This is a genomic window from Bacillus sp. ABA4_010, assembly GCF_056159105.1.
The window spans coordinates 57,758-81,574 of the sequence record NZ_JBSWUN010000001.1; the positions used below are offsets into that span (position 1 = coordinate 57,758).

Below are 23,817 nucleotides of genomic sequence, written 5' to 3' on the forward strand. Positions count from 1 at the left end.
GCTAATAGCCTGCTGCTTTTATTTAGACTGGCTAATAAAAAAAGGGCTAGACAATTTCTGAACTGTCACGCCCTTGTTATTATACCCAATTATTAAACTAGCTCAATGATTACCATTGGAGCACCGTCTCCGCGACGAGGTCCAACTTTTAAGATGCGAGTGTATCCACCTTGACGCTCTTCATAACGAGGTGCGATGTCAGCGAATAACTTTTGTAAAGCGTCTTGTCCAGCTTCCTCATTTGCTACTTCATTACGGATGAAAGAAGCAGCTTGACGACGAGCATGTAAATCTCCACGCTTACCTAAAGTAATCATTTTTTCTACAGTTGAACGTAGCTCTTTCGCACGAGCTTCCGTTGTCTCAATGCGCTCGTTGATAATTAAATCAGTCGTTAAATCACGAAGAAGTGCTTTACGTTGAGCACTTGTACGACCTAATTTACGGTATGCCATGTGAGGTCCCCTCCTTTGTTGAATACTATTCAGTCATCTTTGCGTAAGCCTAGGCCTAATTCCTCAAGCTTCGCTTTTACTTCTTCTAATGATTTCCGTCCTAAGTTACGAACTTTCATCATATCTTCTTCTGTTTTGTTTGCTAACTCTTGTACAGTATTAATACCCGCACGTTTTAAACAGTTATATGAACGGACAGATAAATCAAGTTCTTCAATAGTCATTTCTAGAACTTTTTCTTTCTGATCCTCTTCTTTTTCAACCATAATCTCTGCTTTTTGCGCTTCGTCTGTTAAGTTAACAAAAATGTTAAGGTGCTCCGTTAAAATCTTCGCACCTAACGCTACAGCTTTTTCTGGCTCGATGCTTCCATCAGTCCAGACATCAAGCGTCAATTTATCATAGTTTGTCATCTGTCCAACACGTGTATTCTCTACATAATAAGAGACACGTGTAACAGGTGTATAGATAGAGTCAATCGGAATAACACCAATCGGTTGATCTTCACGCTTATTCGAATCTGCTGGACTATAGCCACGACCCGTTTTAGCTGTCAATCTTATACGTAAATGCGCATCCGTTTCTAATGTAGCAATGTGAAGATCGGGATTTAAAATCTCAACATCGCTATCAGCTTGAATGTCGGCAGCTGTCACGGCACCTTGGCCCTGAACATCAATTTCTAACGTTTTTTCATCATCTGAATAGATTTTCAACGCTAATTTTTTCACATTTAAGATAATGTTAGTTACGTCTTCAACCACCCCAGGGATTGTTGAAAATTCGTGTAATACACCATCTATCTGAATAGATGTTACAGCGGCACCAGGGAGTGAGGATAATAGGATACGACGTAAGGAGTTACCCAAAGTAGTACCATATCCACGCTCAAGTGGTTCGACGACGAATTTACCGTACTTTCGATCATCGCTGATTTCTACCGTTTCGATTTTTGGCTTTTCAATCTCTATCATTTTTTAAACCCTCCTTCAAAACGTCGAAACCCCGGCTAGACAATCAACAAGCCTTACGCTCTATTGTCTAACCGAAATTCCCTATTAGACAGTTCCCGAATGTGCACAACAAATCAATGAACTTATCTGTATGAATCATACTGTACCTATCCCATTATAGACAAAGATACAATTTTTATACAGACTAATTATACACGACGACGTTTTGGCGGGCGGCAACCGTTATGTGGAACTGGCGTTACATCTTTAATAGCTGTAACTTCTAAGCCAGCAGCTTGAAGTGCACGAATAGCAGCTTCACGACCAGCACCAGGTCCTTTAACAGTTACTTCAAGAGTTTTCATACCATGTTCTTGAGATGCTTTAGCAGCAGTTTCTGCAGCCATTTGCGCAGCAAATGGTGTAGACTTACGAGAGCCTTTGAATCCAAGTGCTCCAGCACTAGACCAAGCAACAGCGTTACCATGAACATCTGTAATTGTTACGATAGTGTTGTTGAATGTTGAACGGATGTGAGCAATACCAGCTTCAATGCTCTTTTTAACACGACGTTTACGTGTATTAGTTTTGCGTGCCATAGGTCAAGAACCTCCTTTACTAATTATTTTTTCTTGTTCGCTACAGTACGGCGTGGGCCTTTACGTGTACGAGCGTTGTTTTTCGTATTTTGACCGCGAACCGGTAAACCACGACGGTGACGGATACCACGGAAAGAACCGATCTCGATTAAACGTTTAACGTTAAGAGATACTTCACGACGAAGATCCCCTTCAACTTTTAAACGGTCAACGATGTCACGGATTTTACCTAATTCTTCTTCTGTTAAGTCGCGTACGCGTGTATCTTCAGAAACGCCTGCTTCTGCTAATACTTTTTCAGCAGTTGAGCGACCAATACCAAAAATATAAGTTAGTGATACTACTACGCGTTTGTCACGCGGAATATCAACACCAGCAATACGTGCCATGTAAAAAGTGCACCTCCTTGTTATTAGCCTTGTTTTTGTTTATGTTTAGGGTTTTCACAAATAACCATTACTTTACCTTTTCTGCGAATAACTTTGCATTTTTCGCAAATCGGTTTAACCGATGGTCTGACCTTCATTGTTCATACCTCCTTGATAGTACGGAGTGCATAGGTTTTATTTAAATCGGTACGTAATTCTACCACGTGTCAAATCATAAGGTGATAATTCAACGGTCACTTTGTCACCTGGTAAGATACGAATGAAGTGCATACGAATTTTACCAGAAACGTGAGCAAGCACTGTATGACCATTTTCTAATTCTACCTTGAACATTGCGTTTGGTAAAGTCTCAACAACAGTGCCTTCCACTTCAATTACATCGTCTTTCGCCATCAAATTGCTCTCCTTTCTTTCTGAACAAGTAATATATTCATTTATCTTATATCTACAACCTGTTCTCAACATTCGGAGATTCGGAATCATTAAATTCAAGATGAATCACGTTTGTAATATACATCTTTACCATTTTCGAAGCAATTCAGACGAAACGATCATCATGAATTTAGATAATTACCGCATACTGCCCAGTTTTATCTAATGAGGAATGGATAGAGATAGAGACTGATCTATATATCTTAACTAGTTACAGCGTTGTTAAAATTTCATAGCCCGTTTCAGTAATTGCAATAGTATGCTCGAAGTGCGCGCACATCTTACCATCTACAGTGACAACAGTCCAGTCGTCTGCCAATGTTTTGACATAACGGCTGCCGGCGTTCACCATCGGCTCAATTGCAAGAACCATCCCCGGACGTAAGCGAGGTCCCTTATTCGGTGGACCATAATGCGGAATTTGCGGATCTTCATGTAAGTCTTGGCCAACACCGTGACCAACATATTCCCTTACAACTGAAAAGTTATGGGCTTCTACAAATGTTTGAATAGCATGGGAAATATTTGATAAACGATCTTCTGGTTTGGCTTGTTCTAATCCTCTGTAAAGGGATTGCTCTGTTACTTCTAACAGCTTTTGAGTTTCCTCATCAATATTCCCTACAGCATAAGTCCAAGCCGAATCACCATGATAACCGTTATATTTAGCGCCAATATCAATACTGATAATGTCGCCATCCTTCAGCTTGCGTGCCTGGAATACCATGGACTAATTCTTCGTTTACAGAAGCACATATACTACCGCGAAAACCATTATACCCTTTAAAAGATGGAATTGCATCATGTTGACGAATAAACTTTTCGGCAATTGCATCCAATTCCAGAGTTGTGATGCCTGGTTGAATGTGCTTTTTCAACTCTTGATGAGTTAACGCAACAATTCGCCCTGCTTCACGCATAATCGCGATTTCTCTCGGCGTTTTGCAAATAATCATTTACGTAAGCCCCCAAGTAATGCGCGAACATCTTCAAATACAACGTTGATATCTTGATCGCCGTCAATATTACGTAAGTAGCCCTTTGTTTCATAGAAATCAAGTAAAGGTTTTGACTGCTTTACGTTCACTTCTAAACGGTTCGCAACAGTTTCGCTGTTGTCATCTGCACGTTGGTAAAGTTCACCGCCACACTTGTCACATACACCTTCTTGCGTAGGCGGATTGAATACAAGGTGGTACGTTGATCCACACTCTTTACAGATGCGGCGTCCTGTCAAACGATCCATTAGAATACTTTGGTCTACATCAATATTGATGACATAATCAATTTTACGATTTAGTCCATCAAGCATCTGTTCCAGCGCTTCTGCTTGAGCCACTGTTCTTGGGAACCCGTCAAGCAAAAAGCCTTTTTCACAATCAGCCTTCGCTAACCGTTCACGAACAATACCGATCGTGACTTCATCGGGAACAAGCTCACCCTTATCTATATAAGACTTTGCCTCTAACCCTAGTGTTGTTCCTTCTTTCATTGCAGCGCGGAACATATCTCCTGTTGAGATATGAGGGATTTCGTAATTTTCTACAATTCGTTCAGCTTGTGTACCTTTCCCAGCACCAGGAAGGCCCATTAAAACTAAATTCATCTATTATTCTCCCCTCAGTCTCTTATATCAGTTTAATGGAAAGCAAAGACTGCCTCCCACTAAACTCCTTATTTAATAAATCCTTTATAATGGCGTTTAACTAACTGACTCTCAAGCTGTTTCATTGTTTCAAGCGCAACACCAACAACAATTAACAAACTTGTACCGCCAATTTGAGCAGACGGTGGTAAGTCAGCGATTTGGATAAAGAAGACAGGAAGAACAGAAATGACTGCAAGGAATAGAGAACCTACTAAGGTTAATCTATATAAAATCTTTGTTAGATACTCTTGAGTGTTCTTTCCTGGACGTATACCTGGGATGTAGCCGCCCTGCTTTTTCAAATTCTCTGCCACTTGTTCAGGATTTACTTGAACAAAGGTGTAGAAATAAGAGAAAGCAATAATTAAGGCAACATAAATAATCATACCAACAGGCTTCGTATAATCGAACGTTTTCTCAATCCAATCCGTTACATCATTTGATCCAAAAAACGATGCAATTGTTGGTGGAGTAATGATAAATGAAACTGCAAAAATTACAGGAATAACTCCAGCCGCATTTACTTTTAAAGGTAAATGAGTGGACTGACCGCCAACCATGTTGTTGCCAGCTGCTTTTTTTGCATATTGAATTGGAATCTTTCTCAGCGCTTGCTGAATAAAGATAACTCCAACAATAACCGCTAAAACGGCTAGAGCAATTAGGATAACCGTAACAATACGGATAAACAATTGATCTCCAACATCTTCAAATTGCTGCGCGTAAATCTGATTAACTGTGGTTGGAATTCCAGCAACAATCCCCGCAAAGATAAGAATGGAAATTCCGTTCCCGACACCTTTTGCTGTGATTTGCTCACCAAGCCACATTAAAAAAGCAGTTCCTGCTGTTAATACTGTAGCAATCAGAAGGTATGTTGGGATTCCAGGATTTGCAATTAATTGCCCGCCAGATAAATTATTAAACCCTATAGACATACCCAATGCTTGGATAAATCCAAGCACGATTGTACTATAGCGGGTAAACTGAGCTAATTTACGGCGTCCGACTTCCCCTTGCTTTGACCATTCCGTAAATTTTGGCACAACATCCATTTGTAGCAACTGTACAATAATGGAAGCTGTAATATACGGCATAATACCCATCGCAAAAATTGAGAAGTTTTGTAAAGCGCCCCCACCAAACGTGTTTAAAACTCCAAAAACATTAAATTGATCTTGGAGCTTTAACACATCGGTGTTAACGCTTGGTACCGGAATGAAGGTACCCAGACGAAAGACAATTAACATTAGTAAGGTGAATACAATTTTCTTTCTTATATCACCCACGCGCATAAAATTGGAGATTGTCTGAAACATTAAATCACCTCAGTTTTACCGCCTGCAGCTTCAATCGCTTCTTTAGCAGTAGAGGAGAATTTGTTAGCTTTAACAGTTAACTTCTTACCTAAAGTACCTTTACCAAGAATTTTGATACCGTCTCTAGCGTTGCTAACAACACCAGTTTCAATCAATAATTCTGGAGTTACTTCAGTACCATCTTCAAAGCGATTTAATGTATCTAAGTTTACGATCGCGAATTCTTTACGGTTGATGTTAGTGAAACCACGTTTAGGTAAACGACGGAATAAAGGAGTTTGACCACCTTCAAATCCAGGTCTTACGCCACCACCAGAACGAGCGTTTTGACCTTTATGACCTTTACCTGAAGTTTTACCGTTACCAGAACCGATACCACGACCTACACGATTGCGTTCTTTACGAGAACCTTCAGCTGGTTTTAACTCATGAAGTTTCATTCGGAGCACCTCCTTATAGTAACATTGTATCCTTAGTCTTGTTCTTTAACAGTCACTAAGTGAGCAACTTTATTAATCATACCGCGAATCGCTGCATTATCTTCAAGTACAACTGTTTGGTGCATCTTGCGTAAACCAAGAGTACGAACAGTTACACGTTGATCTTCTGGACGACCAATCACGCTACGAGTGAGGGTAATTTCTAATTTTTTCGCCATTTGTTTTCCCTCCTTATCCTAACAGTTCCTCTACAGTCTTACCACGTAACTTTGCAACATCTTCAGCGCGCTTCAACTGTGTTAAACCTTCGATAGTAGCTCGAACCATGTTGATTGGTGTGTTAGAGCCTAAAGATTTAGAAAGGATATCACTTACGCCAGCTAATTCTAGCACGGCACGAACTGGACCACCAGCGATAACCCCAGTACCTTCAGAAGCTGGTTTCATGAAGATTTCACCTGCACCAAACTGTCCGATCACTTCGTGTGGAATTGTAGTTCCAACCATAGGTACAGTGATTAAGTTTTTCTTCGCATCTTCAATAGCCTTTCGAATCGCATCTGGTACCTCTTGCGCTTTACCAGTTCCGAAACCAACATGACCATTTTTGTCGCCTACTACTACAAGAGCAGCAAAACGGAAACGACGACCACCTTTAACAACTTTCGCTACGCGGTTGATGGTAACTACGCGCTCTTCAAGTTCTAATTTGTTTGGATCCATACGACGCATCTTTGTTTTTCCCTCCTTTTGCGATTAAAATTGTAGCCCAGCTTCACGAGCAGCATCAGCTAGAGCTTTTACACGACCATGATATAAATAACCGCCACGATCAAATACTACTTCTTTAACACCTTTTTCAACCGCACGCTTTGCAACTAACTCGCCAACTTTTTGAGCAGCGTCTGCATTGCTAGTGCCTTCGAAAGATAGTTCTTTATCCATAGTAGAAGCACTTGCGATTGTTACAGAATTAACATCATCAATGATTTGCGCATAAATGTGTTTGTTAGAACGGAATACGTTTAAACGAGGACGTACTGCAGTTCCAGATAATTTTGCACGAACACGAGCATGTCTTTTCTTACGAGTTGCATTTTTATCAGCTTTCGTAATCATTTTGGTCACTCCTTTCTTCTACCTACGCGGCATTACTTCTTAGCAGTTTTACCTTCTTTGCGGCGAACATATTCACCTTCATAACGAATCCCTTTACCTTTGTAAGGTTCCGGTGGACGAACGTCACGAATGTTTGCTGCTACTGCACCAACGCGCTCTTTATCGATACCTTTAACGATCAATTTAGTTTGAGTTGGAACTTCGATTTCGATACCTGCTTCAGGTACGATTTCTACTGGATGAGAGTAACCAACGCTTAGTACGACTTTGTTACCTTGCTTTTGTGCACGGTAACCTACCCCGATAAGTTCTAAGCCACGCTCGAAGCCTTTAGTAACACCTTCAACCATGTTACCTAAAACGCTACGAGTTGTACCGTGAAGAGCGCGATGCTCTTTTTGGTCGCTCGGACGAGATACGCTAATTACGTTCTCTTCAACTTTAATTTCAATATCTGAATGAAATGTACGAGTTAATTCACCTTTTGGACCTTTTACAGTTACTGTATTGTTGTCGTTAGTAAATGTAACGCCAGCAGGAATTTCTAATGGTTTTTTACCAACACGTGACATACTTTACACCTCCGTTCACTTTCGAAATAATTACCAGATGTATGCTAATACTTCTCCGCCCGCTTGTTTTTGACGAGCTTCTTTGTCTGTTAACACACCTTGAGAAGTAGAAAGAACTGCAATACCTAAACCGTTAAGTACACGAGGTACTTCAGTAGACTTAGCGTATACACGTAAACCAGGTTTACTGATACGTTTAAGACCAGTGATTACACGTTCGTTGTTTGCACCGTATTTTAAGAAAATACGAATGATACCTTGTTTGTTGTCCTCGATGTATTCTACATCACGAACAAAACCTTCACGTTTAAGAATTTCTGCGATTTGCTTTTTAATGTTTGATGCTGGAATTTCAATTTTCTCATGACGCACCATGTTCGCATTACGGATGCGAGTAAGCATATCTGCAATTGGATCAGTCATTACCATGTGATTTTACCTCCTTCCCACTCTTGGGTTTTACCAACTAGCTTTTTTAACACCAGGAATTTGACCTTTGTAAGCAAGTTCTCGGAAACAGATACGGCAAAGTTTAAATTTGCGGATTACAGAGTGCGGACGTCCGCAGCGTTCACAACGAGTGTACGCTTGCACTTTAAACTTTGGTTCACGCTTTTGTTTCACAACCATTGATTTTTTAGCCACATTCTCGCCTCCTCTGCTTAACGTTGGCAGTACATTACTTTTGGAACGGCATACCGAATTGTGTTAATAATTCACGAGCTTCTTCGTCTGTGTTTGCAGTTGTAACGATTACGATATCCATACCACGTACTTTTGTTACTTTATCATAATCAATTTCAGGGAAGATGATTTGCTCTTTAATACCTAAAGTATAGTTACCGCGTCCGTCGAAAGATTTTTTAGATACTCCACGGAAGTCACGTACACGTGGAAGTGAAACCGATACTAATTTATCGAAGAATTCATACATACGCTCTCCGCGTAATGTAACTTTTGCACCGATTGGCATACCTTCACGAAGACGGAAACCAGCGATTGACTTCTTCGCACGAGTTACGATTGGTTTTTGACCAGTTAAAGTTGCTAATTCTTCAACAGCAACGTCTAACGCTTTTGCGTTTTGAACTGCGTCACCAATCCCCATGTTCACAACGATTTTTTCGATCTTTGGAGTTTGCATTACTGATTTATAGTTAAACTTGCTCATTAGAGCAGGTGTAATTTCTTTAACGTACTTTTCTTTTAGGCGGTTCATCTGTTGTACCTCCTTTCATTACATTATTTATCTAAAATTTCACCAGATTTTTTTGCTACACGTACCTTTTTGCCATCTTCCACTTTGTAACCAACACGAGTTGGCTCACCAGTTTTAGGATCTAATGGCATTACGTTAGATACATGGATAGGGGCCTCTTTACTAATGATTCCACCTTGTGGGTTGATTTGAGAAGGCTTAGCGTGCTTTTTCACGATGTTCACACCTTCAACAAGTACACGGTCTTTCTTTGGGAAAGCTTCAAGGATAACGCCTTGTTTACCTTTATCTTTACCAGAGATGACCATTACTTTATCACCTTTTTTAACATGCATCCTAGTCGCACCTCCTTAAAAGGCTATCTAAAATTTTATATGATTAAAGAACTTCTGGAGCTAAAGAAACGATTTTCATGAAGTTGTTGTCGCGTAATTCACGTGCAACTGGTCCAAAGATACGAGTACCACGTGGGCCTTTGTCATCACGGATGATTACGCAAGCATTCTCGTCGAAACGGATGTATGAACCGTCTTTACGGCGCATACCACTTTTCGTACGAACGATTACCGCTTTAACAACATCACCTTTTTTAACAACGCCGCCTGGTGTTGCTTGTTTCACTGTACAAACGATAACATCACCGATGTTAGCAGTTTTACGTCCAGATCCACCTAATACTTTAATTGTTAGTACTTCACGTGCACCAGAGTTGTCGGCAACTTTTAAACGAGATTCTTGTTGAATCATGCATGAAACCTCCCTTCGGATTTATCATTCTATCCGATCATTAGATTCATTAGATAATAACAGCTTTTTCTACGACTTCTACTAGACGGAAACGTTTAGTAGCAGATAGCGGACGAGTTTCCATGATTTTCACAATATCGCCCATTTTTGCTTCATTATTCTCATCATGAGCCTTGAACTTTTTAGAGTACTTAACGCGCTTGCCGTATAAAGAATGCTTCTTATACGTTTCTACAAGAACAGTGACCGTTTTATCCATTTTGTCAGATACTACGCGACCTGTGTAAACTTTGCGTTGATTGCGTTCACTCATTCTGAAAGCCTCCCTTCAGACTATATTATTTGCTAGCAGCGATCTCTCTTTCACGAACAACAGTTTTCATACGAGCGATCGATTTGCGCACTTCACGAATACGTGTAGTGTTTTCTAATTGGCCAGTAGCTAACTGGAAGCGAAGGTTGAATAACTCTTCTTTTAAAGCTTTAACTTTTTGTTCGATTTCAGCAGTGGTAAGATCACGAATGTCATTAGCTTTCATTAGATTCACCACCAATTTCTTCACGTTTTACAAACTTACATTTAACTGGTAATTTATGAGAAGCTAAACGTAATGCTTCACGAGCGATCTCTTCAGATACACCAGCGATTTCGAACATTACTTTACCAGGTTTAACTACCGCTACCCATCCTTCAGGAGCACCTTTACCGGAACCCATGCGCACCTCTAGTGGTTTAGCTGTGTAAGGCTTAGAAGGGAAGATTTTAATCCATACTTTACCGCCACGTTTCATGTAACGTGTCATCGCAATACGTGCAGACTCGATTTGACGGTTTGTAATCCAAGAAGCTTCTAAAGCTTGCAAACCGAACTCACCGAAATGTACTTCAGTGCCGCCTTTTGCACGACCACGCATCTTTCCGCGGTGTTCACGACGATATTTAACGCGTTTTGGCATTAACATAATTAATTTCCTCCTTCCTCAGTTTTCTTCTTAGCAGGAAGAACTTCTCCACGATAGATCCATACTTTAACGCCTAATTTACCGTAAGTTGTATCAGCTTCAGCTGTACCGTAGTCAATATCAGCGCGAAGAGTATGAAGAGGAACAGTACCTTCACTATATTGTTCAGAACGAGCGATATCAGCGCCACCTAAACGGCCAGATACCATTGTTTTGATACCTTGTGCGCCAGCACGCATTGAGCGTTGGATCGCTTGTTTTTGTGCACGACGGAACGATACACGATTTTCAAGTTGACGTGCAATGTTGTCAGCAACTAATTTAGCATCTAAATCAGCTCTTTTAATTTCAACGATGTTGATGTGAACACGCTTGCCAGTTAATTGGTTAAGTGCTTTACGAAGTGCTTCAACTTCTGTACCACCTTTACCAATTACCATACCAGGCTTAGCTGTGTGAACAGTGATGTTTAAACGGTTTGCAGCACGCTCAATTTCTACTTTAGAAACAGCCGCATCGTTTAAGCGTTTTGTGATATATTCACGGACTTTTAAGTCTTCATGTAATAAATCTGCGTAGTCTTTTTCAGCGTACCATTTAGATTCCCAATCACGGATAATCCCGATACGCAAGCCGACTGGATTTACCTTTTGACCCACTGATTACCCCTCCTTCTTTTCAGATACCACGATTGTAATGTGGCTTGTGCGTTTGTTAATTTGGCTCGCACGACCCATAGCACGTGGACGGAAACGTTTTAAAGTTGGACCTTCGTTTACGTACGCTTGAGTAACAACTAAATTGTTAACGTCCATTTCGTAGTTGTGTTCTGCGTTAGCAATCGCAGATTTCAACACTTTCTCCACGATTGGAGAAGCAGCTTTATTTGTCAGGCGAAGAACTGATACTGCCTCACCTACTTGCTTTCCTCGAATTAAATCCACCACTAAACGAACTTTACGAGGAGCAATACGAACTGTTCTAGCAACAGCTTTTGCTTGCATTTAAATGCCTCCTCTCATATTAGCGTCTTGTTTTCTTATCATCACTTGCGTGACCTTTGTAAGTACGAGTTGGTGCAAATTCACCTAGCTTGTGACCTACCATGTCTTCAGTAACATAAACAGGAACGTGTTTACGACCATCGTATACAGCAATAGTATGACCAATAAATTGAGGGAAAATCGTTGAACGACGAGACCAAGTTTTAACTACTTGCTTGCTGTCAGTTTCATTCAATTTCTCAATTTTGTTCATTAAATGACCGTCAACAAAAGGTCCTTTCTTTAAGCTGCGACCCATGATTGAACCTCCCTTCGTGATTGTTCTACGGTTCGGCTGAACCGTAGCTCAATCCCGTTATTTTTTACGACGACGAACGATAAATTTGTCTGATTTGTTCTTCTTCTTACGAGTCTTGAATCCAAGAGTTGGTTTACCCCAAGGAGTCATTGGTGACTTACGTCCGATTGGTGAACGACCTTCACCACCACCGTGTGGGTGATCGTTAGGGTTCATTACAGAACCACGAACTGTTGGACGAATACCTAACCAGCGAGAACGACCAGCTTTACCGATGTTGATTAATTCGTGTTGCTCGTTACCTACTTGACCAATAGAAGCGCGGCAAGTAGCAAGAATCATACGAACTTCACCAGAGTTTAAACGTACAAGTACGTATTTTCCTTCTTTACCAAGTACTTGTGCAGATGTACCTGCAGAGCGAATTAATTGTCCGCCTTTACCTGGTTTTAACTCGATGTTGTGGATAACAGTACCCACTGGAATGTTAGCTAAAGGAAGAGCGTTACCTACTTTAATATCAGCTTCTGGACCTGACATAATCTCCGTACCAACTGTTAAGTTTTTAGGAGCTAGGATGTAACGTTTTTCACCATCCGCATAGTTGATTAATGCGATGTTAGCAGAACGGTTTGGATCGTACTCGATTGTAGCAACGCGTCCTGGTATTCCATCTTTGTCGCGTTTAAAATCGATGATACGATATTGACGCTTATGTCCGCCACCTTGGTGACGTACAGTCATTTTACCTTGGTTATTACGTCCGCCTTTTCTGTGTAGAGGCGCAAGCAATGATTTTTCTGGCTTATCAGTAGTGATTTCAGCGAAATCAGAAACTGTCATGCCACGACGACCATTTGACGTTGGTTTATACTTTTTAATCGCCATGTGAATTTCCCTCCTTCTCTTTTAGACTTAAGCTTCAAAGAATTCGATTTCTTTGCTGTCTTGAGTTAATGTAACAACTGCTTTACGACGACGATTTGTAAGACCGCTATAGCGACCTACACGCTTGAATTTACCTTTGTAGTTCATAACGTTTACTTTCTCAACTTTTACGTCAAAGATTTTTTCGATCGCATCTTTAACTTGAGTTTTGTTAGCATTTACGTCCACTTCAAAAGTGTATTTCTTCTCAGTCATTAAATCAGTTGAACGTTCAGTAATTACGGGGCGCTTAATAATATCACGAGGATCTTTCATTATGCAAGCACCTCCTCTACTTTTTCAACCGCATCTTTCGTAATAACAAGTTTGTCATGGCTAATAACATCTAACACACTTAAACCTGTAGCTGATACAACAGTCACACCAGGAATGTTGCGAGCTGATAATGCAACAGCTTCGTTTGCATCGCCAGTTACGATTAAAGCTTTGCGGTCTACTGATAAGTTCTTAAGAACCGCCACCATTTCTTTAGTTTTTGGAGCTTCAAAAGCTAAAGCTTCAAGAACTAAAATGTTATTCTCTTGAACTTTTGAAGATAATGCCGATTTAATTGCTAAACGGCGAACCTTCTTAGGTAATTTATAGCTGTAGCTGCGTGGAACCGGCCCGAATACTGTACCACCACCGCGCCATTGCGGAGAACGGATAGATCCTTGACGAGCACGACCAGTACCTTTTTGGCGCCATGGTTTACGACCACCGCCACTTACTTCAGAACGATTTTTTACTTTAGATGTACCTTGACGCATAGCTGCACGTTGCATTACTACCGCTTCAAAAAGTACATGTTGGTTTGGTTCAATACCAAATACGGCTTCGTTTAATGTGATTTCACCAACGTTTTGACCGTTTTGGTTAAACAATGCTACTTTAGGCATTGGGTATTTCCTCCTTTCCTAAAAGAATGCTTATTTTGATTTAACCGCACTTTTAACTGTTACTAATGCTTTTCTTGCACCAGGTACGTTTCCTTTTACTAATAAAAGGTTGCGCTCAGTATCAACTTTAACAACAACTAAGTTTTGAACTGTAATGCGCTCTCCGCCCATACGGCCAGCAAGTTTTTTACCTTTGAATACACGGTTTGGAGCAACAGGTCCCATTGAACCAGGACGACGGTGGTAACGAGAACCGTGAGACATAGGTCCGCGAGATTGTCCGTGACGCTTAATTGCACCTTGGAAACCTTTACCTTTTGAAATTCCTGTTACATCAATGATGTCGCCTTCCGCGAAAATATCAACTTTGACTTCTTGACCAACCTCATACTCACTAGCACCACGAAGTTCACGAACGAAGCGCTTAGGAGTAGCGTTTGCTTTAGAAGCATGTCCTTTAGCTGGTTTGTTTGATAACTTCTCGCGAAGATCTTCAAAACCAATTTGGATCGCTTCATATCCATCAGTGTCAACAGTTTTCTTTTGAAGAACTACGTTTGGAGTAGCTTCAATTACTGTTACTGGGATTAACTCTCCGTTTTCAGCAAACACTTGAGTCATACCGATCTTTCTTCCTAAGATTCCTTTGGTCATTAGTCACACCTCCTAGAATAATTTGCTTTTTATTTAAAATTAAAGTTTAATTTCGATATCTACACCAGACGGTAAGTCTAAACGCATTAATGAATCAACTGTTTGTGGAGTTGGATTCACAATATCGATTAAACGTTTATGAGTGCGCATTTCGAATTGCTCACGAGAATCTTTATATTTATGAACCGCACGTAAGATCGTGTAAACTGATTTCTCAGTCGGTAATGGAATTGGACCAGATACCGCAGCACCTGAGCGTTTTGCAGTTTCAACAATTTTCTCAGCAGATTGATCGAGAATTCTGTGATCATACGCTTTTAATCGGATGCGAATTTTTTCTTTTGCCATTATTTTCCCTCCTTTTTCGCCTATTTCTCAGATAGACATTCTCAATGGAAATTTCCTCACACTCGCCATGGCAAAGCGGCCGGGTGTGTCAGCAACCTTCCATATCATCGCAGTCAAAGACCAACATTTTTATTATACTAAAAATGGGCTCACCTTGCAACACTAAAAAAATATTTTTTCTCTAATGTTGAACACTTTTAATATTATATATAACTTCTGTACATTTTGCAAGGAAATATACAAATGGAATCATTTAACTAATAAAGGTATTCATCACATAAAAAAAGAGCAGGATTGAATCCTGCTCTTTGATCCATCAAGATTACTCTTGGATAGATGCTACTACGCCAGCGCCTACTGTACGGCCACCTTCGCGGATTGAGAATTTAGTACCTTCTTCAATCGCGATTGGAGCGATAAGCTCAACAGTCATTTCGATGTTGTCGCCAGGCATAACCATTTCTACGCCTTCAGGAAGGTTACAAATACCAGTTACATCAGTTGTACGGAAGTAGAACTGTGGACGGTAGTTTGTGAAGAATGGAGTGTGACGTCCACCCTCTTCTTTAGAAAGAACGTAAACCTCAGCTTTGAACTTTGTGTGTGGAGTGATTGTACCTGGTTTAGCAAGTACTTGTCCACGTTGGATATCTTCACGAGCTACACCACGAAGTAGTGCACCAATGTTGTCTCCAGCTTCTGCATAGTCAAGAAGCTTACGGAACATTTCAACACCTGTTACTGTAGTTGATTTTGGCTCTTCAGTTAAACCGATGATTTCGATTACGTCACCAACTTTAACTACACCACGCTCAACACGACCAGTAGCAACTGTACCACGACCTGTGATTGAGAATACGTCCTCAACAGGCATCATGAATGGTTTTTCAGTGTCACGAGCTGGAGTTGGGATGTAGTCATCTACAGCAGCCATAAGCTCGATAATTTTTTCTTCCCACTCAGCGTCTCCTTCAAGAGCTTTAAGAGCAGAACCTTTGATTACTGGTACATCGTCACCAGGGAAGTCGTATTCAGAAAGTAAGTCACGTACTTCCATTTCTACTAATTCTAATAACTCTTCGTCGTCTACCATGTCACATTTGTTTAAGAATACAACAAGGTAAGGTACACCTACCTGACGAGATAAAAGGATGTGCTCACGAGTTTGTGGCATTGGGCCGTCAGCAGCAGATACTACTAAGATACCGCCGTCCATTTGAGCAGCACCAGTGATCATGTTTTTAACATAGTCAGCATGTCCTGGGCAGTCAACGTGTGCATAGTGACGGTTTTCAGTTTCGTACTCAACGTGTGCAGTTGAGATTGTGATACCACGCTCGCGCTCTTCTGGAGCAGCGTCGATCATGTCATAAGCCATAGCTGCACCTTTACCACTGCGCTTAGCAAGTACAGTTGTGATAGCAGCTGTTAATGTAGTTTTACCATGGTCAACGTGACCAATTGTACCAATATTAGCATGTGTTTTCGAACGGTCAAATTTTTCTTTAGCCATTTGAAAATCCTCCTTAACCTTTTAAGTAAGTATCGTATAGATATATGTGTTGCTGTGAAAGTAAATTTTGTTCACTTTCACAGCGTACATAAGTAGTTATACTTCAATAAAGAATGAAAATCAATTATTCACCTTTATTTTTTTTGATAATTTCTTCTGAAATTGTTTTAGGTACTTCTTCGTAGTGATCGAAGTGCATAGAGTACGTTCCGCGACCTTGTGTGTTAGAACGTAATGCAGTTGCGTAACCGAACATTTCAGAAAGTGGAACGAATGCACGTACAACTTGAGCGTTACCACGCGCTTCCATACCCTCTACACGTCCACGACGGGAAGTGATGTCACCCATGATGTCACCTAAGTACTCATCTGGAATAACAACCTCTACCTTCATCATTGGCTCAAGAATGACTGGATTACATTTCTTCGCAGCATTTTTAAGAGCCATAGACGCAGCAATTTTAAACGCCATCTCACTGGAGTCTACATCATGGTAAGAACCATCGAATAAGCGAGCTTTAACGTCGATTAATGGGTACCCAGCTAATACACCGTTGCCCATAGCATCTTCAAGACCAGCTTGAACTGCAGGGATGTACTCACGAGGTACTGTTCCACCTACGATACCGTTCTCGAATTCGAAGCCTTTGCCCTCTTCGTTAGGTGAGAATTCGATCCATACGTGACCGTATTGACCGCGACCACCAGATTGACGAGCAAACTTACCTTCAACTTCAGCAGCAGCGCGGAATGTTTCACGGTATGCTACTTGAGGAGCACCAACGTTAGCTTCTACTTTGAATTCGCGACGCATACGGTCAACGAGGATATCAAGGTGAAGCTCACCCATACCAGAGATGATGATTTGTCCAGTCTCTTGGTTTGTTTCCGCACGGAAAGTTGGATCTTCTTCTTGTAACTTTTGTAGAGCTGTTGTCATCTTATCTTGGTCCGCTTTTGACTTCGGCTCAACAGATAAAGAAATAACAGGCTCAGGGAATTCCATTGACTCTAAGATAACAAGGCTCTTCTCATCACATAGAGTATCACCAGTTGTAGTATCTTTTAGACCTACAGCTGCAGCGATATCCCCTGCATATACTTGAGAAATCTCTTCACGAGAGTTAGCATGCATTTGTAGAATACGTCCTACACGCTCACGCTTACCTTTCGTAGAGTTTTGCACGTATGAACCAGAGTTTAATACACCAGAGTATACGCGGAAGAACGTTAACTTACCAACGTAAGGATCCGTCATAACTTTAAATGCTAGAGCTGAGAACGGAGCCTCATCGCTAGATTCGCGAGTTACTTCTTCGTCTGTATCAGGTGTAGTACCTTTGATTGCAGGAACATCAACTGGTGCAGGTAAATAGTCGATTACAGCATCTAACATAAGCTGAACGCCTTTGTTTTTGAATGCTGAACCACAAAGAACAGGGAAAAATTCAACGTTGATTGTACCTTGACGGATAGCAGCTTTCAACTCATCGTTTGTAAGCTCTCCCTCTTCAAGATATTTCATCATTAATTCTTCATCAAGCTCAGCTGCAGCTTCTACTAATTTCGCACGGTATTCTTCCGCTAATTCTTGATATTCTTCAGGAATTTCGCGAGTTTGAATATCTGTACCTAAATCATTTCCGTAGAAAGTTGCTTTCATTTCGATCAAGTCGATGATTCCTTCGAATTGATCTTCAGCACCGATAGGAAGTTGAACCGGGTGAGCGTTTGCTCCTAAACGGTCATGGATAGTTTTTACAGAGTATAAGAAATCTGCACCGATCTTGTCCATTTTGTTAACGAACACGACACGTGGTACTCCGTAAGTTGTTGCTTGACGCCAAACTGTTTCAGTTTGAGGCTCTACACCTGATTGAGCGTCAAGTACAGCAACAGCACCATCAAGTACACGTAAAGAACGCTCAACTTCTACTGTGAAGTCTACGTGTCCAGGTGTATCGATGATGTTAACGCGGTGGCCTTTCCATTGAGCAGTTGTTGCAGCAGATGTGATAGTGATACCACGCTCTTGCTCTTGCTCCATCCAGTCCATTTGTGAAGCTCCTTCATGAGTTTCACCAATTTTGTGGATACGGCCAGTGTAGTAAAGGATACGCTCAGTTGTTGTTGTTTTACCAGCATCAATATGAGCCATGATCCCGATATTACGAGTGTTTTCTAAGGAGAACTCTCTAGCCATGGGGTCTTTCTCCTTCCTTTGCTAAGTATTAGGTTAGTTTTATTTTCAGAGCTGTTAAGCATAAATATCCTAACAGCTCTAAATAATATATTATATTACCAGCGATAGTGAGCAAACGCTTTGTTTGCTTCTGCCATTTTGTGAGTGTCTTCACGTTTCTTAACGGAAGCACCAGTGTTGTTAGCTGCGTCTAAGATTTCGTTCGCTAAACGCTCTTCCATCGTTTTTTCACCGCGAAGGCGAGTATAGTTTACTAACCAACGAAGACCAAGAGTCGTACGGCGCTCTGGACGAACTTCTACCGGTACTTGATAGTTAGAACCACCTACACGACGTGCTCTAACTTCTAATACAGGCATAATGTTTTTAAGAGCTTGTTCGAATACTTCCATTGGCTCTTTACCAGTACGGTCTTTAACGATATCGAATGCATTATAAAGAATTTCTTGAGCTTTACCTCTCTTACCGTCAATCATCATTTTGTTGATAAGACGGCTTACAAGTTTAGAATTGTAAATCGGATCTGGTAAAACGTCACGCTTTGCAACAGGTCCTTTACGTGGCATTTGATTTCCTCCTTTCGTATTGCATACTATAGTTTGCTTTTATTATTTTTTCGCTGCTTTTGGTCTCTTAGTACCATACTTAGAACGACCTTGCATACGGTTGTTAACACCTGCAGTGTCAAGCGCACCACGAACGATGTGGTAACGTACCCCTGGTAAGTCTTTTACACGTCCACCGCGAATTAATACTACGCTGTGTTCTTGTAAGTTGTGACCGATACCAGGAATGTAAGCTGTTACCTCAATACCGTTAGTTAAACGTACACGAGCATATTTACGAAGCGCGGAGTTCGGCTTCTTAGGTGTCATAGTACCCACACGCGTACAAACCCCACGTTTTTGTGGAGACATTACGTTAGTTTGCGCTTTTTTGAAGCTGTTGTAACCTTTGTTTAACGCAGGAGATTTTGATTTTTCTACTTTGCTTTCGCGTCCCTTACGTACTAATTGGTTAATAGTAGGCATTTATGTTCCTCCTTTCAGACTTTTTTAAGACCACATACCCAGGTGGTTCATTTTTAAACAAAAAACAAAGTTTTTGAAACTAATACAGTTCAAAAACATGTTAACTAATTATTGCAACAGCAGAAGCTCCAACTTCTATATTACAAGCTCTTCCAAGCTTTTTCATAGAATCTACATAAGAAACTGGGGTTTGAAACTCAATAGCTGTCTGAATCACCTTTTCAACAAGGTGTGGATCAGCATCTTTTGCCACAAATACCTCTTGTACTCTTTGATTTCTAAGAGCTTTGACTGTTTGCTTCGTTCCTACAATCACTTCTTTTGCTTTTGCTACTTTTTCATAAGACATAATATCCTCCAAAGTAACAGGTGGTTTATAGGAGCACCTTTGTTATAGTAACATTCTCCCGAATGGATGTCAACATCAAAAAATGATTTTTTTGTCCCATCCATTCAAGAGAATGTGGATATAAAAACTAGTTTGCTTTAGTCAATCATGACAGGCTCTTCAGTTTGATGTGCAACCGGATCTGCTGAACGGTATCGAGTCATACCTGTTCCTGCTGGAACCAACTTACCGATAATAACATTTTCTTTCAAGCCTAGCAACTCATCACGTTTTCCTTTAATTGCTGCATCTGTAAGAACACGAGTCGTTTCTTGGAAGGATGCTGCAGATAAGAAGGAATCTGTTTCAAGTGATGCTTTTGTAATACCAAGAAGAACAGGGCGACCTGTAGCAGGACGTTTTCCTTCTAGTAAAACTTTTTCGTTCGCATCAGTAAACTGGTGAACATCTAATAGAGAACCAGGCAATACATCTGTATCTCCTGCATCCATTACGCGCACTTTACGAAGCATTTGGCGTACCATAACTTCAACGTGCTTATCACCAATTTCTACCCCTTGCATACGGTATACTTTTTGTACTTCACGCAACAAGTACTCTTGTACAGACGTAATGTCTTTTACTTTTAGTAATTCTTTTGGATCAATTGAACCTTCTGTCAGCTCTTGACCGCCTACAACTTGTTGGCCTTCTGCCACTTTAAGTCTTGCGCTATAAGGAGCTGTGTACGTACGGGACTCAATGTCACCTTGAACAACGATTTCGTGCTGACGGTCGCGCCCTTCGTTAATAGCCGTTACTGTACCTGCAATTTCAGAGATGACAGCTTGACCTTTCGGATTACGCGCCTCAAACAACTCTTGGATACGAGGTAAACCTTGAGTGATATCGTCTCCGGCAACCCCACCTGTATGGAATGTACGCATTGTTAACTGTGTACCTGGTTCACCGATGGATTGAGCAGCAATGATACCAACTGCTTCACCCACTTCAACCTCTGCACCAGTTGCCAAGTTACGGCCATAACATTTTTTGCATACACCGTGACGCGTGTTACATGTAAAGGCAGAACGAATCCATACCTCTTCCACTCCAGCATCGACGATAGTTTTAGATGTATCTTCTGTAATCAATTCGTTTTCACCAACGATGATTTCATTCGTTTCTGGGTTTCGAATTGATTTTCTCGCATAACGTCCGACTAAACGCTCTTCCAGATGTTCGATTACTTCTGTACCGTCTTTTAATGACGCTACAAGAAGGCCGCGGTCTGTTCCGCAATCATCTTCACGAATGATAACATCTTGGGCTACGTCTACTAGACGGCGTGTAAGGTAACCAGAGTCAGCTGTTTTAAGAGCCGTATCGGCAAGACCTTTACGCGCACCATGCGTAGAAATAAAGTACTCTAATACTGTTAAACCTTCACGGAAACTTGATTTGATCGGTAATTCGATGATTCGCCCAGCCGGGTTGGCCATGAGTCCGCGCATACCTGCAAGCTGAGTGAAGTTGGACGCGTTACCACGGGCACCTGAATCACTCATCATGAAGATTGGGTTGCGGCGGTCTAGAGACGCCATCAATTTGCCTTGGATTACATCTTTTGCTGCACTCCAGATAGCAATAACACGATCATAACGCTCATCTTCTGTAATTAAACCACGTCTGAATTGCTTCAATACGTTATCTACTTTAATTTGAGCGTCTTTCAAGATTTGTTCTTTTTCCCCTAATACTACGATATCCGCTACACCAACGGTAATACCAGCTTTAGTGGAATATTTGAACCCTAAATCTTTCATGCGGTCAAGCATTTTAGACGTTTCTGTGATTTTGAAACGTTTGAATACTTCTGCAATGATGTTCCCAAGAATTTTCTTTTTGAACGGGTCGATAATTGGTTGGTTCTTAATGAACTCTTTCACATCGGCACCCTTATCAACAAAGTACTTCTCAGGTGTTTTCACTTCAAGGTTCTGCTTTGTCGGTTCATTAATATATGGGAATGACTTCGGTAAAATCTCGTTAAAGACTAATTTACCGACTGTCGTTACTAACAACTGTTGGTTTTGCTCTTCTGTAAATGTTTCATTATGAAGAGAACCTGCGTATACAGCGACACGTGTATGCAGATGAACATAACCGTTTTGGTACGCTAGCAATGCTTCATTTGTGTCCTTGAACACCATACCTTCTCCAACTGCACCTTCACGCTCTAATGTTAAGTAGTAGTTACCTAATACCATATCCTGTGAAGGAGTAACAACCGGCTTCCCGTCTTTCGGGTTTAGGATGTTTTGAGCCGCAAGCATTAACAAACGAGCCTCTGCTTGAGCTTCTGAAGAAAGCGGTACGTGGACGGCCATTTGGTCACCGTCAAAGTCGGCATTGTATGCTGTACATACTAACGGGTGCAAACGAATTGCACGCCCTTCTACAAGAGTCGGTTCAAACGCTTGGATACCTAGTCTGTGAAGAGTCGGTGCACGATTCAGCAACACCGGGTGCTCTTTAATAACAGATTCTAAAACATCCCATACTTCTGGTTGAACGCGCTCAATTTTACGCTTGGCACTCTTAATGTTGTGCGCCAAACCACGCTCCACTAACTCTTTCATAACAAAAGGTTTAAACAGCTCTAAAGCCATCTCTTTTGGCAACCCACATTGATACATCTTTAAGTTCGGACCTACAACGATAACCGAACGTCCAGAGTAGTCAACACGTTTTCCTAAAAGGTTTTGACGGAAACGACCTTGTTTACCTTTTAACATGTGAGAAAGTGATTTTAATGGACGGTTACCAGGACCAGTAACCGGACGACCACGACGGCCGTTATCGATTAAAGCATCGACAGCTTCTTGAAGCATACGCTTTTCGTTTTGAACGATGATGCTTGGTGCTCCAAGATCAAGAAGACGCTTCAAGCGATTGTTACGGTTGATTACACGACGGTACAAATCATTCAAGTCAGAAGTTGCAAAGCGACCTCCGTCAAGCTGAACCATTGGACGCAGTTCAGGTGGAATGACAGGTAATACGTCTAAAATCATCCAAGAAGGCTCATTTCCAGAGTTACGGAATGCTTCAAGCACTTCTAATCGCTTAATAGCACGCGTACGGCGCTGTCCTTGAGCAGTTTTTAATTCTTCTTTTAATGAATCAACCTCTTTTTCAAGATCGATATCTTGAAGAAGCTTCTTAACTGCCTCAGCTCCCATAGAAGCTTGGAACGTTTGACCGTATTTGTCGCGGTAAGCGCGGTATTCTTTTTCAGAAAGTAATTGCTTTTTCTCAAGCGGTGTATCACCTGTTTCTGTCACTACATAAGAAGCAAAGTAAATGATTTCCTCTAGCGCACGAGGGGACATGTCTAAGACAAGTCCCATACGGCTAGGGATACCTTTAAAATACCAAATATGAGAGACAGGTGCAGCTAATTCAATATGACCCATACGCTCACGACGTACTTTTGCACGAGTAACTTCTACTCCGCATCGATCACATACAACACCTTTATAACGTACACGTTTATATTTACCACAATGACATTCCCAATCTTTTGTTGGGCCGAAAATGCGCTCACAGAATAACCCGTCTTTTTCTGGCTTTAACGTACGATAGTTAATCGTTTCTGGTTTTTTGACCTCGCCATAAGACCAAGAACGGATTTTATCAGGTGAAGCAAGACCAATTTTCATATACTCAAAGTTATTTACATCTAGCAAGGGGC

At 41.1% G+C, this 23,817-nt stretch carries 35 protein-coding genes and 1 pseudogene; all 36 read right to left on the reverse strand.

Annotated elements, in window-relative coordinates:
• Nucleotides 1-92: 92 nt before the first annotated feature.
• Entirely contained in the window at nucleotides 93-455 is a 363-nt protein-coding gene (gene rplQ, locus ACXAEO_RS00415) for a 50S ribosomal protein L17 (RefSeq protein ID WP_474876743.1), read from the reverse strand.
• 29 nt (nucleotides 456-484) lie between these two features.
• Entirely contained in the window at nucleotides 485-1,429 is a 945-nt protein-coding gene (locus tag ACXAEO_RS00420) for a DNA-directed RNA polymerase subunit alpha (RefSeq protein WP_474876745.1), read from the reverse strand.
• Between the two features lie 188 nt (nucleotides 1,430-1,617).
• The gene (rpsK, locus tag ACXAEO_RS00425) at nucleotides 1,618-2,007 is read right to left on the reverse strand and encodes a 30S ribosomal protein S11 (protein ID WP_474876748.1); all 390 of its coding nucleotides are present in this window, start codon (nucleotides 2,005-2,007) and stop codon (nucleotides 1,618-1,620) included.
• Between the two features lie 23 nt (nucleotides 2,008-2,030).
• On the reverse strand, nucleotides 2,031-2,396 hold the full coding sequence (gene rpsM / locus ACXAEO_RS00430; RefSeq protein ID WP_028397286.1) for a 30S ribosomal protein S13: 366 nt from the start codon (nucleotides 2,394-2,396) through the stop codon (nucleotides 2,031-2,033).
• Between the two features lie 23 nt (nucleotides 2,397-2,419).
• Nucleotides 2,420-2,533 carry a 50S ribosomal protein L36 gene (gene rpmJ, locus ACXAEO_RS00435; protein WP_003156543.1) on the reverse strand — a complete coding sequence of 38 codons (114 nt, stop codon included), beginning with the start codon at nucleotides 2,531-2,533 and terminating at the stop codon, nucleotides 2,420-2,422.
• 37 nt (nucleotides 2,534-2,570) lie between these two features.
• A complete protein-coding gene (gene infA, locus ACXAEO_RS00440; RefSeq protein ID WP_003348578.1) occupies nucleotides 2,571-2,789 on the reverse strand; it encodes a translation initiation factor IF-1 in 219 nt (72 codons plus the stop codon).
• 250 nt (nucleotides 2,790-3,039) lie between these two features.
• Nucleotides 3,040-3,784 (reverse strand): annotated as a pseudogene (map, locus tag ACXAEO_RS00445) (type I methionyl aminopeptidase).
• A complete protein-coding gene (locus ACXAEO_RS00450) occupies nucleotides 3,781-4,434 on the reverse strand; it encodes an adenylate kinase (protein ID WP_474876752.1) in 654 nt (217 codons plus the stop codon). Before ACXAEO_RS00450 ends, map begins: the two are co-directional and overlap by 4 nt.
• Before the next feature lie 68 nt (nucleotides 4,435-4,502).
• Nucleotides 4,503-5,795 carry a preprotein translocase subunit SecY gene (gene secY / locus ACXAEO_RS00455; protein ID WP_474876754.1) on the reverse strand — a complete coding sequence of 431 codons (1,293 nt, stop codon included), beginning with the start codon at nucleotides 5,793-5,795 and terminating at the stop codon, nucleotides 4,503-4,505.
• Entirely contained in the window at nucleotides 5,795-6,235 is a 441-nt protein-coding gene (rplO, locus tag ACXAEO_RS00460) for a 50S ribosomal protein L15 (RefSeq protein ID WP_474876757.1), read from the reverse strand. The genes secY and rplO overlap by 1 nt, the downstream gene beginning before the upstream one ends.
• Before the next feature lie 32 nt (nucleotides 6,236-6,267).
• Entirely contained in the window at nucleotides 6,268-6,453 is a 186-nt protein-coding gene (gene rpmD, locus ACXAEO_RS00465) for a 50S ribosomal protein L30 (protein WP_474876759.1), read from the reverse strand.
• Nucleotides 6,454-6,466: 13 nt separating this feature from the next.
• Nucleotides 6,467-6,967: a 30S ribosomal protein S5 gene (gene rpsE, locus ACXAEO_RS00470; RefSeq protein WP_474876761.1), complete on the reverse strand. Its 501-nt coding sequence runs from the start codon at nucleotides 6,965-6,967 to the stop codon at nucleotides 6,467-6,469.
• A gap of 24 nt (nucleotides 6,968-6,991) precedes the next feature.
• Nucleotides 6,992-7,354: a 50S ribosomal protein L18 gene (gene rplR, locus ACXAEO_RS00475; RefSeq protein WP_474876763.1), complete on the reverse strand. Its 363-nt coding sequence runs from the start codon at nucleotides 7,352-7,354 to the stop codon at nucleotides 6,992-6,994.
• Nucleotides 7,355-7,386: 32 nt separating this feature from the next.
• Entirely contained in the window at nucleotides 7,387-7,926 is a 540-nt protein-coding gene (gene rplF / locus ACXAEO_RS00480) for a 50S ribosomal protein L6 (RefSeq protein WP_474876766.1), read from the reverse strand.
• A gap of 30 nt (nucleotides 7,927-7,956) precedes the next feature.
• Entirely contained in the window at nucleotides 7,957-8,355 is a 399-nt protein-coding gene (rpsH, locus tag ACXAEO_RS00485) for a 30S ribosomal protein S8 (protein ID WP_028397295.1), read from the reverse strand.
• Nucleotides 8,356-8,385: 30 nt separating this feature from the next.
• Nucleotides 8,386-8,571 carry a type Z 30S ribosomal protein S14 gene (locus ACXAEO_RS00490; RefSeq protein ID WP_028397296.1) on the reverse strand — a complete coding sequence of 62 codons (186 nt, stop codon included), beginning with the start codon at nucleotides 8,569-8,571 and terminating at the stop codon, nucleotides 8,386-8,388.
• Between the two features lie 34 nt (nucleotides 8,572-8,605).
• Nucleotides 8,606-9,145, reverse strand: a complete 540-nt coding sequence (gene rplE, locus ACXAEO_RS00495; RefSeq protein WP_474876770.1) for a 50S ribosomal protein L5 — start codon at nucleotides 9,143-9,145, stop codon at nucleotides 8,606-8,608.
• A gap of 23 nt (nucleotides 9,146-9,168) precedes the next feature.
• On the reverse strand, nucleotides 9,169-9,480 hold the full coding sequence (gene rplX, locus ACXAEO_RS00500; protein WP_474876772.1) for a 50S ribosomal protein L24: 312 nt from the start codon (nucleotides 9,478-9,480) through the stop codon (nucleotides 9,169-9,171).
• A 43-nt stretch (nucleotides 9,481-9,523) separates the two neighbouring features.
• Entirely contained in the window at nucleotides 9,524-9,892 is a 369-nt protein-coding gene (rplN, locus tag ACXAEO_RS00505) for a 50S ribosomal protein L14 (RefSeq protein ID WP_474876774.1), read from the reverse strand.
• Between the two features lie 49 nt (nucleotides 9,893-9,941).
• Nucleotides 9,942-10,205, reverse strand: a complete 264-nt coding sequence (gene rpsQ, locus ACXAEO_RS00510; protein ID WP_474876776.1) for a 30S ribosomal protein S17 — start codon at nucleotides 10,203-10,205, stop codon at nucleotides 9,942-9,944.
• Nucleotides 10,206-10,230: 25 nt separating this feature from the next.
• Nucleotides 10,231-10,431 (reverse strand): 50S ribosomal protein L29, encoded by a 201-nt coding sequence (gene rpmC, locus ACXAEO_RS00515; protein WP_474876778.1) that lies wholly within the window; start codon nucleotides 10,429-10,431, stop codon nucleotides 10,231-10,233.
• Nucleotides 10,421-10,855: a 50S ribosomal protein L16 gene (gene rplP, locus ACXAEO_RS00520; RefSeq protein ID WP_474876781.1), complete on the reverse strand. Its 435-nt coding sequence runs from the start codon at nucleotides 10,853-10,855 to the stop codon at nucleotides 10,421-10,423. Before rplP ends, rpmC begins: the two co-directional genes overlap by 11 nt.
• A gap of 2 nt (nucleotides 10,856-10,857) precedes the next feature.
• Nucleotides 10,858-11,514 carry a 30S ribosomal protein S3 gene (gene rpsC, locus ACXAEO_RS00525; RefSeq protein WP_474876783.1) on the reverse strand — a complete coding sequence of 219 codons (657 nt, stop codon included), beginning with the start codon at nucleotides 11,512-11,514 and terminating at the stop codon, nucleotides 10,858-10,860.
• A 3-nt stretch (nucleotides 11,515-11,517) separates the two neighbouring features.
• Nucleotides 11,518-11,859, reverse strand: a complete 342-nt coding sequence (gene rplV, locus ACXAEO_RS00530) for a 50S ribosomal protein L22 (protein WP_474876785.1) — start codon at nucleotides 11,857-11,859, stop codon at nucleotides 11,518-11,520.
• Nucleotides 11,860-11,878: 19 nt separating this feature from the next.
• The gene (gene rpsS / locus ACXAEO_RS00535) at nucleotides 11,879-12,157 is read right to left on the reverse strand and encodes a 30S ribosomal protein S19 (RefSeq protein WP_474876787.1); all 279 of its coding nucleotides are present in this window, start codon (nucleotides 12,155-12,157) and stop codon (nucleotides 11,879-11,881) included.
• Nucleotides 12,158-12,214: 57 nt separating this feature from the next.
• Nucleotides 12,215-13,045, reverse strand: a complete 831-nt coding sequence (gene rplB, locus ACXAEO_RS00540; protein ID WP_474876790.1) for a 50S ribosomal protein L2 — start codon at nucleotides 13,043-13,045, stop codon at nucleotides 12,215-12,217.
• A 27-nt stretch (nucleotides 13,046-13,072) separates the two neighbouring features.
• Entirely contained in the window at nucleotides 13,073-13,360 is a 288-nt protein-coding gene (rplW, locus tag ACXAEO_RS00545) for a 50S ribosomal protein L23 (RefSeq protein ID WP_474876793.1), read from the reverse strand.
• Nucleotides 13,360-13,983, reverse strand: a complete 624-nt coding sequence (gene rplD, locus ACXAEO_RS00550; protein ID WP_474876795.1) for a 50S ribosomal protein L4 — start codon at nucleotides 13,981-13,983, stop codon at nucleotides 13,360-13,362. The genes rplW and rplD overlap by 1 nt, the downstream gene beginning before the upstream one ends.
• A gap of 30 nt (nucleotides 13,984-14,013) precedes the next feature.
• Nucleotides 14,014-14,637, reverse strand: coding sequence for a 50S ribosomal protein L3 (gene rplC, locus ACXAEO_RS00555; RefSeq protein WP_474876797.1), 624 nt, complete (start codon nucleotides 14,635-14,637; stop codon nucleotides 14,014-14,016).
• A gap of 39 nt (nucleotides 14,638-14,676) precedes the next feature.
• Nucleotides 14,677-14,985, reverse strand: coding sequence for a 30S ribosomal protein S10 (gene rpsJ / locus ACXAEO_RS00560; protein WP_028397310.1), 309 nt, complete (start codon nucleotides 14,983-14,985; stop codon nucleotides 14,677-14,679).
• A gap of 322 nt (nucleotides 14,986-15,307) precedes the next feature.
• Nucleotides 15,308-16,498: an elongation factor Tu gene (gene tuf, locus ACXAEO_RS00565; RefSeq protein ID WP_474876800.1), complete on the reverse strand. Its 1,191-nt coding sequence runs from the start codon at nucleotides 16,496-16,498 to the stop codon at nucleotides 15,308-15,310.
• A 124-nt stretch (nucleotides 16,499-16,622) separates the two neighbouring features.
• Nucleotides 16,623-18,701, reverse strand: a complete 2,079-nt coding sequence (fusA, locus tag ACXAEO_RS00570; RefSeq protein WP_474876803.1) for an elongation factor G — start codon at nucleotides 18,699-18,701, stop codon at nucleotides 16,623-16,625.
• Between the two features lie 95 nt (nucleotides 18,702-18,796).
• Nucleotides 18,797-19,267: a 30S ribosomal protein S7 gene (gene rpsG, locus ACXAEO_RS00575; RefSeq protein ID WP_474876805.1), complete on the reverse strand. Its 471-nt coding sequence runs from the start codon at nucleotides 19,265-19,267 to the stop codon at nucleotides 18,797-18,799.
• A 42-nt stretch (nucleotides 19,268-19,309) separates the two neighbouring features.
• Nucleotides 19,310-19,732, reverse strand: coding sequence for a 30S ribosomal protein S12 (gene rpsL, locus ACXAEO_RS00580; RefSeq protein WP_474876807.1), 423 nt, complete (start codon nucleotides 19,730-19,732; stop codon nucleotides 19,310-19,312).
• A 100-nt stretch (nucleotides 19,733-19,832) separates the two neighbouring features.
• On the reverse strand, nucleotides 19,833-20,081 hold the full coding sequence (locus ACXAEO_RS00585; RefSeq protein ID WP_474876809.1) for a 50S ribosomal protein L7ae-like protein: 249 nt from the start codon (nucleotides 20,079-20,081) through the stop codon (nucleotides 19,833-19,835).
• 137 nt (nucleotides 20,082-20,218) lie between these two features.
• Nucleotides 20,219-23,812 (reverse strand): DNA-directed RNA polymerase subunit beta', encoded by a 3,594-nt coding sequence (gene rpoC / locus ACXAEO_RS00590; RefSeq protein ID WP_474876812.1) that lies wholly within the window; start codon nucleotides 23,810-23,812, stop codon nucleotides 20,219-20,221.
• Nucleotides 23,813-23,817 lie beyond the last annotated feature (5 nt).

Excerpts from the sequence above, each read along its gene's own strand:
- rplR (WP_474876763.1), bottom strand. The coding sequence starts at position 7,354 with ATGATTACGAAAGCTGATAAAAATGCAACTCGTAAGAAAAGACATGCT.
- rplQ (WP_474876743.1), bottom strand. The coding sequence starts at position 455 with ATGGCATACCGTAAATTAGGTCGTACAAGTGCTCAACGTAAAGCACTT.
- rpsG (WP_474876805.1), bottom strand. The coding sequence starts at position 19,267 with ATGCCACGTAAAGGACCTGTTGCAAAGCGTGACGTTTTACCAGATCCG.
- rpsH (WP_028397295.1), bottom strand. The coding sequence starts at position 8,355 with ATGGTAATGACTGATCCAATTGCAGATATGCTTACTCGCATCCGTAAT.
- rplD (WP_474876795.1), bottom strand. The coding sequence starts at position 13,983 with ATGCCTAAAGTAGCATTGTTTAACCAAAACGGTCAAAACGTTGGTGAA.
- fusA (WP_474876803.1), bottom strand. The coding sequence starts at position 18,701 with ATGGCTAGAGAGTTCTCCTTAGAAAACACTCGTAATATCGGGATCATG.
- rplO (WP_474876757.1), bottom strand. The coding sequence starts at position 6,235 with ATGAAACTTCATGAGTTAAAACCAGCTGAAGGTTCTCGTAAAGAACGC.
- rplP (WP_474876781.1), bottom strand. The coding sequence starts at position 10,855 with ATGTTAATGCCAAAACGCGTTAAATATCGTCGTGAACACCGCGGAAAG.
- rplX (WP_474876772.1), bottom strand. The coding sequence starts at position 9,480 with ATGCATGTTAAAAAAGGTGATAAAGTAATGGTCATCTCTGGTAAAGAT.
- rpsM (WP_028397286.1), bottom strand. The coding sequence starts at position 2,396 with ATGGCACGTATTGCTGGTGTTGATATTCCGCGTGACAAACGCGTAGTA.
- rplB (WP_474876790.1), bottom strand. The coding sequence starts at position 13,045 with ATGGCGATTAAAAAGTATAAACCAACGTCAAATGGTCGTCGTGGCATG.
- rpsL (WP_474876807.1), bottom strand. The coding sequence starts at position 19,732 with ATGCCTACTATTAACCAATTAGTACGTAAGGGACGCGAAAGCAAAGTA.
- ACXAEO_RS00420 (WP_474876745.1), bottom strand. The coding sequence starts at position 1,429 with ATGATAGAGATTGAAAAGCCAAAAATCGAAACGGTAGAAATCAGCGAT.
- ACXAEO_RS00585 (WP_474876809.1), bottom strand. The coding sequence starts at position 20,081 with ATGTCTTATGAAAAAGTAGCAAAAGCAAAAGAAGTGATTGTAGGAACG.
- rplN (WP_474876774.1), bottom strand. The coding sequence starts at position 9,892 with ATGATTCAACAAGAATCTCGTTTAAAAGTTGCCGACAACTCTGGTGCA.
- secY (WP_474876754.1), bottom strand. The coding sequence starts at position 5,795 with ATGTTTCAGACAATCTCCAATTTTATGCGCGTGGGTGATATAAGAAAG.
- rplW (WP_474876793.1), bottom strand. The coding sequence starts at position 13,360 with ATGAAAGATCCTCGTGATATTATTAAGCGCCCCGTAATTACTGAACGT.
- rpmC (WP_474876778.1), bottom strand. The coding sequence starts at position 10,431 with ATGAAAGCTAATGACATTCGTGATCTTACCACTGCTGAAATCGAACAA.
- rpsK (WP_474876748.1), bottom strand. The coding sequence starts at position 2,007 with ATGGCACGCAAAACTAATACACGTAAACGTCGTGTTAAAAAGAGCATT.
- rplF (WP_474876766.1), bottom strand. The coding sequence starts at position 7,926 with ATGTCACGTGTTGGTAAAAAACCATTAGAAATTCCTGCTGGCGTTACA.
- ACXAEO_RS00450 (WP_474876752.1), bottom strand. The coding sequence starts at position 4,434 with ATGAATTTAGTTTTAATGGGCCTTCCTGGTGCTGGGAAAGGTACACAA.
- rpsQ (WP_474876776.1), bottom strand. The coding sequence starts at position 10,205 with ATGAGTGAACGCAATCAACGCAAAGTTTACACAGGTCGCGTAGTATCT.
- rplE (WP_474876770.1), bottom strand. The coding sequence starts at position 9,145 with ATGAACCGCCTAAAAGAAAAGTACGTTAAAGAAATTACACCTGCTCTA.
- rpmJ (WP_003156543.1), bottom strand. The coding sequence starts at position 2,533 with ATGAAGGTCAGACCATCGGTTAAACCGATTTGCGAAAAATGCAAAGTT.
- rpmD (WP_474876759.1), bottom strand. The coding sequence starts at position 6,453 with ATGGCGAAAAAATTAGAAATTACCCTCACTCGTAGCGTGATTGGTCGT.
- rpsJ (WP_028397310.1), bottom strand. The coding sequence starts at position 14,985 with ATGGCAAAAGAAAAAATTCGCATCCGATTAAAAGCGTATGATCACAGA.
- rpsE (WP_474876761.1), bottom strand. The coding sequence starts at position 6,967 with ATGCGTCGTATGGATCCAAACAAATTAGAACTTGAAGAGCGCGTAGTT.
- rplV (WP_474876785.1), bottom strand. The coding sequence starts at position 11,859 with ATGCAAGCAAAAGCTGTTGCTAGAACAGTTCGTATTGCTCCTCGTAAA.
- rpsS (WP_474876787.1), bottom strand. The coding sequence starts at position 12,157 with ATGGGTCGCAGCTTAAAGAAAGGACCTTTTGTTGACGGTCATTTAATG.
- tuf (WP_474876800.1), bottom strand. The coding sequence starts at position 16,498 with ATGGCTAAAGAAAAATTTGACCGTTCGAAAACACATGCTAATATTGGT.
- rplC (WP_474876797.1), bottom strand. The coding sequence starts at position 14,637 with ATGACCAAAGGAATCTTAGGAAGAAAGATCGGTATGACTCAAGTGTTT.
- infA (WP_003348578.1), bottom strand. The coding sequence starts at position 2,789 with ATGGCGAAAGACGATGTAATTGAAGTGGAAGGCACTGTTGTTGAGACT.